We start from the raw sequence: 13,762 nt of genomic DNA, 5'->3' as shown, positions 1-13,762 counted from the left end.
ATCCTGGCACGGCATCCGGCAGGCGGCATTCACCGCGCAGGCCGATCCCGACGCGCCGCCGGTTACCGTTAAAATTCCCGCTGCCTGGGGGGCGGCCGCCGCCGATGCGCTCGCCGCGATGCTGCCCAGCGCGAAAAGGCTCGACATCGCCCTGGCCGCGGAAAGCTGGATCGCGCCGATCGCCGCCCGCGCCGCCACGGCGGGCCTTTCCGCCACGCTCGGCGACGAACTGCACGCGCTGCTGGCCGCCCGCCGCGGCGCGCCGGATGCGGCGATCTGGGCGAACAAGGCGCCCGCTTTGCCCGGCTTCACCCTCAACCCGAACGGGTTCCTCGATGACACCGGCGGTTTCGACGCCGCCGGCTTCGCCGCCGCCGCACGCCTCGCCGTTACCGCACTGACGTTCGCCGCCCCGGCGGCCCACCGCTTGGCGCTCGGCTTCACCGACCTGAACCTGTTTCTCGCCCGGCTCGGCCTGGACTATGATTCCGCTCCGGCACGGGACACGGCCGCGACCCTCACCGCACTCATGAGTGCTGCCGCCGATGGCGCATCCGCCGCTTTTCTGGTCCGCGGCGTCGCCCCGGGCCATGCGATTTCGCGCCCTTCCCTGCCTGCCGGCTGCGCGGTGCCCGGCCTGCGCGCGGCCGCCCTGGCAGCGCAAGAGGCCGCCGCCGCATTGGGCAGCCGCCGGCATGAAAGCCTGCTCGGCTTCTCCGAGGACCCTGCCGTCGAAGCCCTGCTCGGCGCGGAAATCCGCAATTTCGCGCCCGCCCTCTCCGCCCTGAACGCCGACGGCCAAATGGCGCCTTGGGCGACGCAAAAACTCGCGACCCAGAACCTCTCCGCCGAGGCGGCGCTGACCAGAATGCTGGCGGGAGACACGCTATTCGCAGCACCCCGTCCGGCCGCGCATCTGGCCATGCATGACGCGCTGGCGCCTCTGGTCGCACAGATGCCGGACCGTCCCGCCGTGCCAATGCCGGTGCGCCGCGCCAGCCGGCGCGAGACGCTGCCCGCCCGCCGCAGCGGCTACACGCAGAAAGTCAGCGTCGGCGGCCACAAGCTCTTCCTCTCCACCGGCGAATACGCCAATGGCAGGTTGGGCGAGATTTTCGTAGCCTTGCATAAAGAGGGCTCGGCCTTCCGCGGCCTGATGGACGCCTTCGCCATCGCCGTCAGCATCGGCCTGCAGCACGGCGTCGATCTCGAGGATTACGTGGAAGCCTTCACCTTCACCCGCTTCGGCCCGACCGGCGCGGTCGAGGGCGATCCTGCGGTGCTGCAGGCCACCTCGATGATCGACTACGTGTTCCGCAACCTGGCGGTGAACTATCTCGGCCAGACCAACCTCGCCCCCGCGACCCCGGAAGCGGCCGACACGGTGGGCGACGGCGCCGCCGAGCGCGCGCCGCTGCTGCCGCTCGACCTGCCCGCCCCGGCCCCGCGCGAACGCCGCCGCAACCTGAAACTCGTGAGCAACGCATGACCGTCCTGGACCGCCTCATCGAACTCGGCATCACCCTGCCCCAGCCAATGCCTCCCGTGGCCACGTATGTTCCGGTTACCGTCGTCGGCAATCTCGTCACCGTCAGCGGCCAGCTGCCCGCGATCGACGGCAAGGTCGCCGTCACCGGTAAGCTCGGCCAGGGGATAACCCTGGAGGAGGGCCAGCACGCCGCGCGGCTCTGCCTGATCAACGTCCTGGCGCAGCTGGAAACCACTCTGCCCGGCGGCTTGGCGAGCATCACCAAGGTCGTGCGCCTCGGCGGCTTCATCGCCGCCACGCCGGAATTTTCCCAGCACGCGGTGGTGATGAACGGCGCCTCCGATCTCACCGTCGCCGTATTCGGCGAAATCGGGCGCCATGCACGCTCCACCATCGGTGTCGCCTCCCTGCCGCTGGACGCGGCGGTCGAGGTCGAAGGGACGTTCTGGCTCGGCTAAAGCAGAAGAAAGTAGCCGCTTTTTAAAAAAAGCGGCGCAAAAACTTCTTTTATGCTGGGCCATGGGCTGTGTCGCTGACAACGCCCATGGCCCAGATTAATAAAGTTTTTTTGCTTCTTTTTGTTCACAAAAAGAAGCCTTCCTTTTGCTTCCTCTTTACCATTCAGCGCGGGGCCGGGTTATAAGCCCGTTATGACGCAACGCCGCCGGTTCGATCTCACCACCCGCATCGCCCTCAACATCGTGCTGGACGGCGTGCTTGCCGCACTCGGCGTCACGGTCAGTTTCTGGCTCGCCGATCCGCTTCACCCTGTCCCCTCGCCTGAGCTTCTGCCCCTCGCGGGTGCGGTGGCGATCTGGCTGATCGGCTTTCCGTTCGGCCTGTCGCGCCTGCACTGGCGCTTCGTCTCCTTCCGCGACCTGGCGCTGATCGGCGCCGCCGCCGCCGTCACCGCGCTGATGCTAGTGCTGCTGATGGTCGGCGCCGGGCTCGCCATGCCCTCCACCGCCTTCCCGGTGATTCTGGTTCTCACCCTGGTGATGGCGCTGAGCGGCCCGAAACTGCTCTACCGGCTGGCCCGGCAGCTGCCGGCGGAGAGCAACGAGGCGGCACAGACCGCGGTGCTGGTCGGTAACGGCGAAACGGCGGAACTGTTCCTCACCGCCTATTCCCGGCTCGGCGCCGCTCCCTACCGCGTGGTCGGGCTGATGGCGCTCTCCGCACGCCATATCGGCCGGCGCGTGCAGGGGCTGAATATTTTCGGCGCCGTCGAGGAAGCCGAGGAAGCTCTGGACCGGCTGGCACAGAAACCGGACCTGCTGATCATCACCACGCCGGAGCTGGCGGGCGACGCGCTCGGCGCGCTGCTGGCGGCGGCGGATCGCTCCGGCATCCGCGTGCTGCGTGCCCCCAGCCTCACCCGCCTCGCCCCGGCGGACCAGAAAATCGAATTGCAGCCGATCGCCATCGAAGACCTGCTGAACCGCCAGCAGGTGAAGCTGGACCGTGCCGGCATGGCGCGGCTGGTCGCAGGGCAGCGCGTGCTGGTCACCGGTGCGGGCGGCAGCATCGGTTCGGAGCTGGCGCGGCAGCTCGCGGGCTTCGCGCCGGCGGAGCTGATGCTGCTGGACAACAGCGAATACGCGCTCTGGCAGATCGACCTGGAAGTCGCCGAACTGGCGCCGGACGTGCCGCGCCGCGCCGTGATCGCCGATGTGCGCGACCGCACCCGGCTCGCAAAACTCTGCGACGCGTTCAAGCCTGAGCTCGTATTCCACGCCGCGGCGCTGAAACATGTGCCGATCGTCGAGACCAACCCGCTCGAGGGCCTGCAGACCAACGTGCTCGGCACCCGCGCGGTGGCCGATGCGGCGGCGGCGAGCGGCGCGGCGCTGATGGTGCTGATCTCCACCGACAAGGCGGTGAATCCGAGCTCGGTGATGGGCGCCACCAAGCGGCTCGCGGAAATGTACTGCCAGGGGCTGGACGTGGCGGCGCGGCATGGCGGGGCGGCGATGCGCTGCGTCACTGTGCGCTTCGGCAATGTGCTAGGCTCCACCGGCTCGGTGGTTCCTCTGTTCCGCCGCCAGCTGAGTCAGGGCGGTCCGCTGACCGTCACGCATCCCGACATGCAGCGTTACTTTATGACGGTGCGCGAGGCGGTCGGGCTGGTGCTGCAGGCCTCTGTGGTCGGCAGCGGCGCCGAGGCGATCCCCGATGGCGGCATCTTCGTCCTCGACATGGGCGAGCCGGTGAAAATCGTCGATCTGGCGCGGCAGATGATCCGCCTCGCCGGATTGCGCCCGGAAGAGGACGTGGCGATCCGCTTCACCGGGCTACGGCCGGGGGAAAAGTTATTTGAGGAATTGTTTCACGGCAGCGAAAAGCCGGAACCGACCGGCCATGAGGGGCTGCTGATGGCCACCCCGCGCCTGGTCGATGTGCGCCTGGTGGCGGCGGCGATCCGCACCATCGAGGCGGCCGCCCGGACCGGCGACGCGGCGGCGGCCACCGCCACGCTCGCCCGCATGGTGCCGGAATTCGTGCACGCGCCAGGGCTCGCCGTTTCCGGTACGGCAGGTTAAAGACGCGTCTCATGGACACTGAGACTGTTTCGCCGATCCCATTTCTCGACCTGAAGGCCCAGCAGAGCCGCATCGGCCCCGCTTTGCGCGCCCGGCTCGACGCTGTGCTGGCGCATGGCCAGTATATTCTCGGGCCGGAAGTGGCCGAGCTGGAAGAAAAGCTCGCCGCCTTCTGCGGTGCCACGCATTGCGTGAGCGTGAGCTCCGGCACCGACGCGCTGCAGATCGCGCTGATGGCCGAAAACATCGGCCGCGGCGATGCGGTGTTCCTGCCCGCCTTCACCTACACCGCCACCGCGGAAGTGCCACTGCTGCTCGGCGCCACCCCGGTCTTCGTCGATGTCGATCCAAGCACCTTCCAGATCGACCTCAACAGCCTGCAGGCCCGCATCGCCGACGTGAAGCGCGCCGGGAAGCTCGTCCCCCGCGCGGTGATCGGCGTCGACCTTTTCGGCCAGCCCGCCGACTGGCCGGCGATCCGAAACATCGCCGCCGGAGCAGAAATGTTTACGCTGGATGATTGCGCGCAAAGCTTTGGCGCCGCACTTGGGAACGAGCGGCTGGGCCGCGCCGCGGATGCCACCGCCACCAGCTTCTTCCCCTCCAAGCCGCTCGGCGCCTATGGCGACGGCGGCGCGCTGTTCACCGAATCCGCCGAGCGCGCGGCTTTGTACCGCTCGCTGCGCACGCATGGCGAGGGCACGACCCGCTACGAAGTGCTGCGCACCGGCATGAACGGCAGGCTGGACACGATGCAGGCCGCCGTGCTGCTGGCCAAGCTCGACGTGTTCGAAAGCGAGATCCTGCGCCGCGAAGCCATCGCCCGGATCTATGACACCGAACTGGCCGGGCTCGTGGAAACCCCCGCCCGCGTGCCGGACAGCACCAGCGCCTGGGCGGTGTATTCGATCCTGCTCCCCAATCAGGCGGTGCGCGATTCCGTGCAGGCCGCGCTGCGCGACCAAAAAATCGCCAGCGCCGTGTATTACCCGCGTGCCTTGCACCAGCAGCCGGCCTACGCCGCTAGCCACGACGGGACCAAAATGCCGGTGGCGGAAGAATTGGGCGCACGCATCCTGGCACTGCCGATCCACCCCGATCTGACCGACGCGCAGGCGCTGCGCGTCGCGGCGACGATCCGCGCCGCTTTGGCCGGGTAGGACCAAAAAAATGCCGCGCGGCGATCTGTTTCCGGAGATCGGGCCCTTTGAGACCGGCTATCTGCCGCTCTCGGACGAGCACGTGATGTATTGGGAGCAGGTCGGCAACCCGCGCGGCAAGCCGGTGCTGTTCCTGCATGGCGGCCCGGGCGCCGGGGCTGGTGCGGTGCATCGCCGTTTCTTCGACCCGATGATCTGGCGCGTGATCATTTTCGACCAGCGCGGCGCCGGCCGCTCGAAACCGCTCGGCAGCCTCACCGCCAACACCACGCCCAACCTGGTCACGGACATCGAGACGCTACGCCGTTTCCTTGGCCTAGAGCGCTGGCTGCTGTTCGGCGGCTCCTGGGGCTCGACGCTGGCCCTGGCCTATGCGCAGGCGCATCCCCAAGCGGTGGCCGGCGCGGTGCTGCGCGGCATTTTTCTCGGCCGCGCCGCCGAGGTGGAGTGGTTCCTGCACGGCATGGCGCGGGTCTTCCCCGAAGCGCATGCCAGCTTCCTAAACTTCCTGCCCGAAGCCGAGCGCGGCGACCTATTAGGCAACTACCTGCGTCGCCTCTCCGACCCGAACCCGCTCGTGCACGAGCCCGCGGCCCGCAGCTGGAGCCTGTATGAAGGCTCCTGCTCGACCTTGCTGCCGAGCTTCGAGGCGGTCTCCGCTTTCGCCCAGGACCGCTCCGCCATCGGCCTGGCGCGCATCGAAGCGCATTATTTCGCGCATGACCTGTTTTTGCCGGAGGGCGGACTGCTCGCGCACATGCAGACACTGCGCGGCATTCCCGGCGAGATCGTGCAGGGGCGCTACGACATGATCTGCCCGGCGCAATCGGCTTTCGAGCTCGCCGCCGCCTGGCCGGCGGCGCGCCTCACTTTGGTGCCGGATGCCGGGCATTCGGCACTCGAACCCGGCGTGCGCACGGCGCTGATCGCAGCCTTGGAGCGCTGCCGACACCTGATCTGATTGTTTCGGAGGTTTTTGGATGAGCTTATCGCGACGGGGCCTGCTCGGCCTGGCGCTGGCCCTGCCGGCTGCGGCAGGGGCCGCGCCGATGCCACAAATGCCGCTGATCATGGCCACAGGCCGTGCCGGCACCCCTTACGCGCGCTATGGCGCGGCCTGGGGGCGCGCGGCGCAAACGGCCGGGTTAAACATCGCCTTCCACGCCTCCGACGGCGCGGTGGCGAATATCCTGCTGATGGAACGCAACGTCGCCCAGCTGGGCCTGACCACGGCGATGATCGGCGTCGCGGCGCGGCAGGGCCTCGGGCAATGGACCGCGGGAGTGAAATTCGACGCCTTCCGTGTCTTGTTCCCGATGTTTCCCTCAGCTTTGCAGATCGTCTCGCCACGCAGCACCGGCATCACCAGCGTGGCGCAGCTGGCGGGCCGGCGGATCGGCCTGAGCACCCCTGGCGATACCGGCGCCGCCGCCGTGCCATCGATCCTCTCCGCCCTTGGTCTCAGCGGCCATTTCATCGCCACCGGCACGTTCCAGAGCAGCCTGCAGCAGATGGCGGCCGGGCAACTCGATGCCTGCGCCTTCATCAGCGCGCCGCCCCTGCCGGCCATCACCGCCGTCGCCGCCCGGCAGGAACTCACCTTGATCGGGCTGACGCCGGCGGAGATCGAGCGGGTGGAACAGGCGATCCCGGGCATGCGCGGCATGGTGATGCCGGCCGGGTTGTTCCCCGGCCAACGCCTGCCGGTGGCCTGCATCGGCACGGCGAATCTGGCGATCGGCGCGGCGCGGCTGCCGGACAACGTGGCGCGCGACATCACCCTCGCCGCCCTGCACCACCGCCAAACGCTGGCCAGCATCGTGCCCGCCGTGGCCGCCCCGTCGCAGCTGCGGCAAGTCCTCGACACCGACCTGCCGTTCCACCCCGGCGCCGCCGCGGCCCTGCGCAGCCTCGGCTACAACGTGCCGGACCGCGCGATCGAGCGTTAGAGTAGAGAAAAAAGTAGCCGCTTTTTAAAAAAAGCGCCGCAAAAATTTTTACGCCTTTAGGCCTGTGGCGCTGAAACCAGCACGGCTTAGATTAATAAAATTGTTATGCTGGGCCATGGGCGTTGTCGGCGACAACGCCCATGGCCCAGCATAACAAAAATTTTTGCGCCGCTTTTTTTAAAAAGCGGCCGCTTCCTCTATTCGAGCCTGCCGTCACGCAAGCTGAGCTGACGGTCCATGCGCCGTGCCAATTCCGGGTTATGCGTGGCGATCAGTGCCGCGACATTTTCCGAGCGCACGATCCGCAGCAGCTCATCGAACACGATGTCGGCTGTATGCACGTCGAGGTTCCCGGTTGGCTCGTCCGCCAGCAGAATTGACGGATTGTTGGCGAGCGCCCGGGCGATGGCGACGCGTTGCTGCTCGCCGCCGGACAATTTGCCGGGCAGGTGGTTGGCCCGTGCCGCCAGCCCCAGCTTGCTCAGCAATTCGTGGGACCGAAGCTCCGCCTCGGGCCGGCTCTTGCCAGCGATCATCTGCGGCAGCGTGACGTTTTCGAGTGCTGTGAATTCCGGCAATAGATGATGGAACTGATACACGATGCCGATCGTGTGCAGGCGGATTTTTGTACGCGCCGCGTCGCCCAGCGTGCCCGCATCCTCACCATTGATGAGCACCGCGCCGCCATCGGGCTTTTCCAAAAGCCCCGCCAGATGCAGCAGCGTCGATTTGCCGGAGCCCGAGGGCGCGACCAGGGCGACGATCTCCCCCTGGCGCAGGGAAAGATCCGCGCCGTCCAATACCGTCAGCGCCTCGCTCTCGGTCTTGTAGGTGCGGCTGATGTTTTTGAGGACCAGGATATCATTCACGGCGGAGGGCCTCGATCGGGTCAATGCGGGCGGCGCGCCAGCTCGGATACAGGGTGGCGAGGATGGAAAGCGCGAAGGACAGGACCAGCACCTCGGTCACCTGGTGCCAGTCCAACTGCGCCGGCAGGGATTCCAGGTAATACACGGTCGGGTCGAAGAGCGGCGTGCCGGTGAGGCGCTGCACGAATTCGCGGATCTGCTCGATATAGGCGCAGAACACCACGCCGATCCCAAAACCGATCAGCGTGCCGAGGATCCCCACCGAGGCGCCGCACATCAGGAAGATGCGGAGAATCGCCCCCGAGCTCGCCCCCATGGTGCGCAAGATCGCGATGTCGCGCGCCTTGTCCTTCACCATCATGATCAGCGAGGAGATCACGTTGAAAGCCGCGACGACGATGATCAGGGCCAGGATCAGGAACATCACATTGCCTTCGACCGTCACGGCCGCGAGGAAACTGTTATTGTTCTGGCGCCAGTCCTGGATGTTCACCGGCGTGTCCGGCAGGGCGTTCACGATGTCCTGCTTCACCTGGGAATCGTGGTCCGGGTCTTTCACGAACACCTGGATCTGCGTCGCGGCGTTGGGCTGCTGGAACAAAGTCTGCGCCGCGCCCAAAGGCAGAAACACGAAGCTCGAATCATATTGCTCCATGCCGGTCTGGAACACCGCGACCACCTTGAAACTCTGCACGCTGGGAATGGTGCCGATGATCGTGGCTTTTCCTTGCGGCAGGATCAGCGAAATGGTCGAGCCCACCGTGACGCCGAACTGGCTGGCGAGGCCGCTGCCAATGGCGATCGTACCGTCGCCCTGCAGGTCTGAGAGACTGCCGGCGATGACATGATTTTCCACCGTGGGCAGCGCCTGCAGCCCTTCCTGCGTGATGCCGCGCGCGATGCCGCCGGTGGCCCCGCCCTGCGGGCCGGACATCAGCACCTCGTCCTGCACGATCGGGAACGCCGCGGTCACACCATGGATCTGCCTGATCCGGTCGGTGATGTCCTGGTAGTTGGTCAGCGGCACGCCGGCGCCGTACACGCCGACATCGCCGTTGAGGCCGAGGATCTGCGCGAGCAGCTCCTGGCGGAACCCGTTCATCACCGACATCACGATGATCAGCGTGGCGACGCCGAGCGCGATGCCGACCAGCGAGAAGATCGCGATGACCGAGACGAAACGCTCGCCGCGGCGCGCGCGCAGATAACGGGCCGCGACCTTCCGCTCGAAGGCGTTGAACATCAGCCGCGCACTTTCGCCAGCGCGTCTTCAACCGAAAGTTCGAACCGCTCGCCGGTGGCGCGGCGCTTCAGCTCCACCTGGCCGTTGGCCGCCCCGCGCGGGCCGACGATGATCTGCCAGGGATGGCCCATCAGGTCGGCTTCCGCGAATTTCTGGCCCGCCCGCTCCTCGCGGTCGTCGTAGAGGCAATCCGCGCTTAAGCGGGCGTGCAGGTCTTCACAGATCTTGTCCGTCACCGCATCGCCTTGGCGCAGGTTCAAGATGGCGGCACGGAACGGCGCCACCGCATCCGGCCAGATGATGCCCGCCTCGTCGTGCGACGCCTCGATGATGGCGCCGACCAGGCGCGACACGCCGATGCCGTAGCTGCCCATCTCCGGAAAAATTTTGGTCCCATCGGGCCCGACCACGCCGAAATTCATCGTCTCGGAATATTTCTTGCCGAAGTAGAAAATCTGTCCGACCTCGATGCCCCTGCCCTCACGGCGCCGATTTTCCGGCACCTTCTCCCAGGCCGCCACGTCATGTTTCTCGTCGGTGGCGGCATAGATCGTCGTCATCTGCTCGTAGAAGGCGTCGACATCGCCGGTCGCCAGCGCATCGCCGGCCTCGAAGTCGGCGTCATAGAACACGCCGCTCTCGCCGGTCGGCGCCAGCACGTGGAATTCGTGGGAGAGATCGCCGCCGATCTGCCCGGTATCGGCGCGCATCGGGATCGCGGTGATGCCGATGCGCTGGAAAGTGCGCATATAGGCCAGCATCATCTTCTTGTAAGCGACTACCGCGCCTTCGCGGTCGAGGTCGAAGCTGTACGCGTCCTTCATCAGGAACTCGCGGCCGCGCAGCACGCCGAAGCGCGGGCGCACCTCGTCGCGGAATTTCCACTGGATGTGGTAAAGCATCTGCGGCAGGTCGCGATAGCTCTTCACGGAATCGCGGACGATCGCGGTGATCATCTCCTCATTGGTCGGGCCGAACAGCAGCTCGCGCTCATGGCGGTCGGTGATGCGCAGCATCTCCTTGCCGTAGGCGTCGTAGCGGCCGCTCTCGCGCCACAGCTCCGCGCTCTGGATCGTCGGCATCAGCATTTCCTGCACGCCGGCCGCGTCCTGCTCCTCGCGCACGATGTTGGCGATCTTGGTCAGCACCCGATGCCCCGCCGGCAGCCAGGCATAGATGCCCGACGCCATCTGCCGCACCAGGCCGGCGCGCAGCATCAGCCGGTGCGAGGCAATCTGCGCCTCCGCCGGGGTTTCCTTGAGGGTGGGGATCAGGCTTTGAGACAGGCGCATGGAAAACCTTCGCAATGAGGGGCAGCAGCTGTTTAGAGCGGTTTGCACGCTAGGCAAAGAAAGCGGCCGCTTTTAAAAAAGCGGCGCAAAAATTTTTGTTATGCTGGGTCATGGGCGATGTCGGCGACAACGCCCATGACCCAGCATAACAAAGTTTTTTTGCTACTTTTTGTTCACAAAAAGTAGTCTTCCTTTCTCAAGGCGCCGCGCCGGGGTTTCCACTGCCACATGCAGCGCCACAGCCAGCCCCAGTGTCCCCGCGAGCATGAAGGCGGCGAACCAAACCGGGTGCCCGGCCGGCACCCAGCCGCGCTGCCGGAACAGGTTCACCAACAGCAGTTCCGCCACCGCAAAGCTCATATAGAACGCGTAGGAGAGCCGCCCGAGCGCCAGAAGTGCTGCCGGGCGGCCGAGCAGCGGTGTCCATCCGGCCTCCTGTTGCGCCGCGAAAGCGGTGAGCAACAGCCACAGCCCCAGCAGCGCGAAAAAATCCTGCCCGGCGCCGGCACCGAGAGCGACCAGCGCCAACCCGCCCAACGCCAGCCCCCGCGCCGGCACGTTGCCGGCCAAATGCGGCAACACCCGCGCGGTGCCCATGCCGATCAGGAACTCGGGTAAGAAGCGCAGCAACCCTTGAGAAAGGCCAAAATTGACGGATTGGTGATTGGCGGTGACGAGCAGGCCCAGGACCAGGAATCCGACCAGCACCACCTGCCCTGCGACCACCGCCTCGCACCAGCACAAAGCCCGCCACAGCAGCGGGAATGCCAGATAGCCCGCCCATTCCGTGCTGATCGACCAGGAGGGATAATTCCAGGCGCCGGCATCCGCGAAACCCCAGCCCTGAATGAGCAGTAAATTCTCCACCAACGGCAGAAATCCGAAGCGGCTGGGCGTGCGCGGCGAAAAACCTTGCGCCTGGGCCAGGAGCAGCAACACCGCCAGCAGGCACAGTATGGCGACATGCACGGGATAAATCCGTGCCAGCCGCCGGGTCAGGAAGCGCCCGGCTTTCGACGCGAACCGCCCCGGCGCGCGGGGCGCGAATTCCGGGTGGTTACGCGCCAGAACCAGCCCGGAGAGGAGAAAAAACCCGTCAACGCCGAGATAACCGCGCCCCAGCCAGCCCGCGAACGGCCCCAGACGGTGCGCCAGGCCCAGATAATAGGCGAACACCCAGGCCGCAAAGAGCGCGCGGCAGATCGTGAGATCGGTGATTTCGCGTGCCGGTTGCATCCCGATTCGTTTCATACTCAGAAAGAAAAAAGCCCGCCAGCCCTAGGAGGGCGGCGGGCCAAGTTCAGGGAGGAAACGCCAGTCACACGGCAGGACGAAGAACCAAACTTCATCCTGAAGGCATATTGCACTGCCCAAAGAGCGGGCGTCTAGAACAATCTGCACGTTTTTTGTATGTATTTTAGGCTTTCAAGCGCAAATTGATAAAAATTTTCACCATTTTCGGAAATAACCCTTAAAGATCGGTTAATTTTTAACCAATTTCGTTTCAGTTCATTTGCAGCATATGCACTTCCACGAGTGGCCGCTTGCCGAAATGCTTGCCCATGATCTTGCGCAGTCCGGCCCTCGCTGCGTCGATGAAGGCGGTCTCATCCGCCCGCAGCTTGCGCGGCAGGTCGAGCAGCAGCTCCAGAAACTCTTTCTCGACCTGCTGGCGGAACTTGCCCTCGGCCTCGTCCAGCAGGCCCGGGGCGGACACGCGCACGGTCCCGAGCGGCTGGCCGGCGCCGTCGGCGATAAAGCTGCCCACCACCACGCCGTTGAACAGCATGCGCCGGCGTGCGCCGAGCACGCCGCCCTTCAGCGGCACGATGCGATCGCCATCGACGGCGAGCCGGCCGGTCGGCACGGTATCGACGATCTCCGGCGCGCCGGGGCCGAATTGCAGCACGTCGCCGTTTTCCAGCCGCAAAGCGGGGATGCCCTCGGCCTCGGCCAGTTCCGCCTGGGCGGAGAGATGCCGCCACTCGCCATGGGTCGGCACGACGTATTTCGGCCGTACCAGACGGTAGAGCTTTTTCAGCTCGTCGCGCGCCGGGTGGCCGGAAACATGGGTGAACTGATCGTCATCGGTGATCACATCCACGCCACGGCGCACCAGCGCGTCCTGCACGGCGGTGATGGCGCGCTCATTGCCCGGGATCATGCGCGAGGAGAAAATCGCGCAGTCCCCCTCACCCAGCACCGCGTAGCGATGCGTGTCGGCGGCGATGCGCGCCAGCGCCGAGCGCGGCTCGCCCTGGCTGCCGGTGACGACCAGGAGCAGGTTGTCGTCGGGGATCGCGCCGATCTCTTCCTCGGGCACGAAATCCGGCACGTCCTGCATGTAGCCGGCCTCCTGCGCGGCGGCGACGTAATTGCCCAGGGAGCGGCCGACCAGGGCGACATGCCGCCCCGCTGCCCGGCCGGCCTCGATCACGCTGGAGACGCGGGCGATGTTGCTGGCGAAGCAGGTCACGGCGATGCGGCCCGGCAGGTCGCCGATCAGCGCCTTCAGGCTCTTCGCGACCTCCGCCTCGGAGCCTGAATGGCCCTCATTCATCGCATTGGTGGAGTCGGACACCAGCGCCAGCACCCCCGCATCGCCGAGTTCGCGCAGAGCCGCCTCGTCCATCGTGTGCCCGACCACCGGGTTGGGGTCGGATTTCCAGTCGCCGGTATGCAGCACCGTGCCGTAGGAGGTGGTGACGGCGAGCGCCTGGGCCTCCGGGGTGGAATGCGTCATGGGGATGAAGCGCAGGCTGAACGGGGCAAGCGTGAACGACCCGCCCGGCTTGATCACATGGATTTTCACCTCGCGGCCGAGCCCGGCCTCGGCGAGCTTGCGGCGGACCACCGCGGCGCAGAACGGCGTGGCATAGATCGGGCAGCGCAGCTGCGGCCAGAGCCGCGCCACGCCGCCGATATGGTCCTCATGCGCATGGGTGATAACCAGGCCGCGCAGCGCTTCACGCTGCTCGGCGATGAACCCCGGATCAGGCAGAAGTATCTCTGCCTCCGGCGCATCCGGGCCGGAAAAGCCCATGCCGCAATCGACCGCGATCCAGGCCCCGTCGCAGCCATAGAGGTTGAAATTCATGCCGATCTCCCCGGTGCCGCCGAGGGGAATGAAAATGAACCCGCCCGGGGCATCGCCCCGGATCGGACCCGAGGATTTGCCGGTGGATTTTGCCATCAGATAAAAAGCTCCTGGAATAAA

At 66.2% G+C, this 13,762-nt stretch carries 11 protein-coding genes; 6 read left to right on the top strand and 5 right to left on the bottom strand.

Annotated features, from left to right (window positions below):
- The 6 genes from VGG47_RS07105 to VGG47_RS07080 all read left to right on the top strand — a co-directional run.
- Positions 1-1,489: TSCPD domain-containing protein (locus VGG47_RS07105; RefSeq protein ID WP_331536880.1), on the top strand; the 1,489-nt coding region annotated here is incomplete at its 5' end.
- On the top strand, positions 1,486-1,947 hold the full coding sequence (locus tag VGG47_RS07100; protein ID WP_331536878.1) for a RidA family protein: 462 nt from the start codon (positions 1,486-1,488) through the stop codon (positions 1,945-1,947). The genes VGG47_RS07105 and VGG47_RS07100, both read left to right, overlap by 4 nt.
- Before the next feature lie 192 nt (positions 1,948-2,139).
- Complete coding sequence (locus VGG47_RS07095; protein WP_331536876.1) at positions 2,140-4,032, top strand: polysaccharide biosynthesis protein; 1,893 nt, start codon at positions 2,140-2,142, stop codon at positions 4,030-4,032.
- Between the two features lie 11 nt (positions 4,033-4,043).
- Entirely contained in the window at positions 4,044-5,192 is a 1,149-nt protein-coding gene (locus VGG47_RS07090; RefSeq protein WP_331536874.1) for a DegT/DnrJ/EryC1/StrS family aminotransferase, read from the top strand.
- Positions 5,193-5,202: 10 nt separating this feature from the next.
- Entirely contained in the window at positions 5,203-6,153 is a 951-nt protein-coding gene (pip, locus tag VGG47_RS07085) for a prolyl aminopeptidase (protein WP_331536873.1), read from the top strand.
- A gap of 19 nt (positions 6,154-6,172) precedes the next feature.
- Complete coding sequence (locus tag VGG47_RS07080) at positions 6,173-7,141, top strand: TAXI family TRAP transporter solute-binding subunit (RefSeq protein WP_331536871.1); 969 nt, start codon at positions 6,173-6,175, stop codon at positions 7,139-7,141.
- 197 nt (positions 7,142-7,338) lie between these two features.
- On the opposite strand, the gene VGG47_RS07075 is transcribed toward VGG47_RS07080, so the two are convergent.
- From VGG47_RS07075 to VGG47_RS07055, 5 genes are all read right to left on the bottom strand, one after another.
- Positions 7,339-8,010, bottom strand: a complete 672-nt coding sequence (locus VGG47_RS07075) for an ABC transporter ATP-binding protein (protein ID WP_331536869.1) — start codon at positions 8,008-8,010, stop codon at positions 7,339-7,341.
- On the bottom strand, positions 8,003-9,253 hold the full coding sequence (locus VGG47_RS07070) for a lipoprotein-releasing ABC transporter permease subunit (RefSeq protein WP_331536867.1): 1,251 nt from the start codon (positions 9,251-9,253) through the stop codon (positions 8,003-8,005). The genes VGG47_RS07075 and VGG47_RS07070 overlap by 8 nt, the downstream gene beginning before the upstream one ends.
- Positions 9,253-10,545 carry a proline--tRNA ligase gene (gene proS, locus VGG47_RS07065; protein WP_331536865.1) on the bottom strand — a complete coding sequence of 431 codons (1,293 nt, stop codon included), beginning with the start codon at positions 10,543-10,545 and terminating at the stop codon, positions 9,253-9,255. The genes VGG47_RS07070 and proS overlap by 1 nt, the downstream gene beginning before the upstream one ends.
- Positions 10,546-10,707: 162 nt before the next feature.
- Entirely contained in the window at positions 10,708-11,781 is a 1,074-nt protein-coding gene (locus VGG47_RS07060) for an acyltransferase family protein (RefSeq protein WP_331536863.1), read from the bottom strand.
- A 268-nt stretch (positions 11,782-12,049) separates the two neighbouring features.
- On the bottom strand, positions 12,050-13,738 hold the full coding sequence (locus VGG47_RS07055) for a ribonuclease J (protein WP_408841659.1): 1,689 nt from the start codon (positions 13,736-13,738) through the stop codon (positions 12,050-12,052).
- Between the last annotated feature and the right edge of the window lie 24 nt (positions 13,739-13,762).

Source organism: Acidocella sp. (assembly GCF_036489515.1).
Taxonomy (GTDB): Bacteria; Pseudomonadota; Alphaproteobacteria; order Acetobacterales; family Acetobacteraceae; genus Acidocella.
This window is presented reverse-complemented; position numbering and strand designations above follow the sequence as displayed.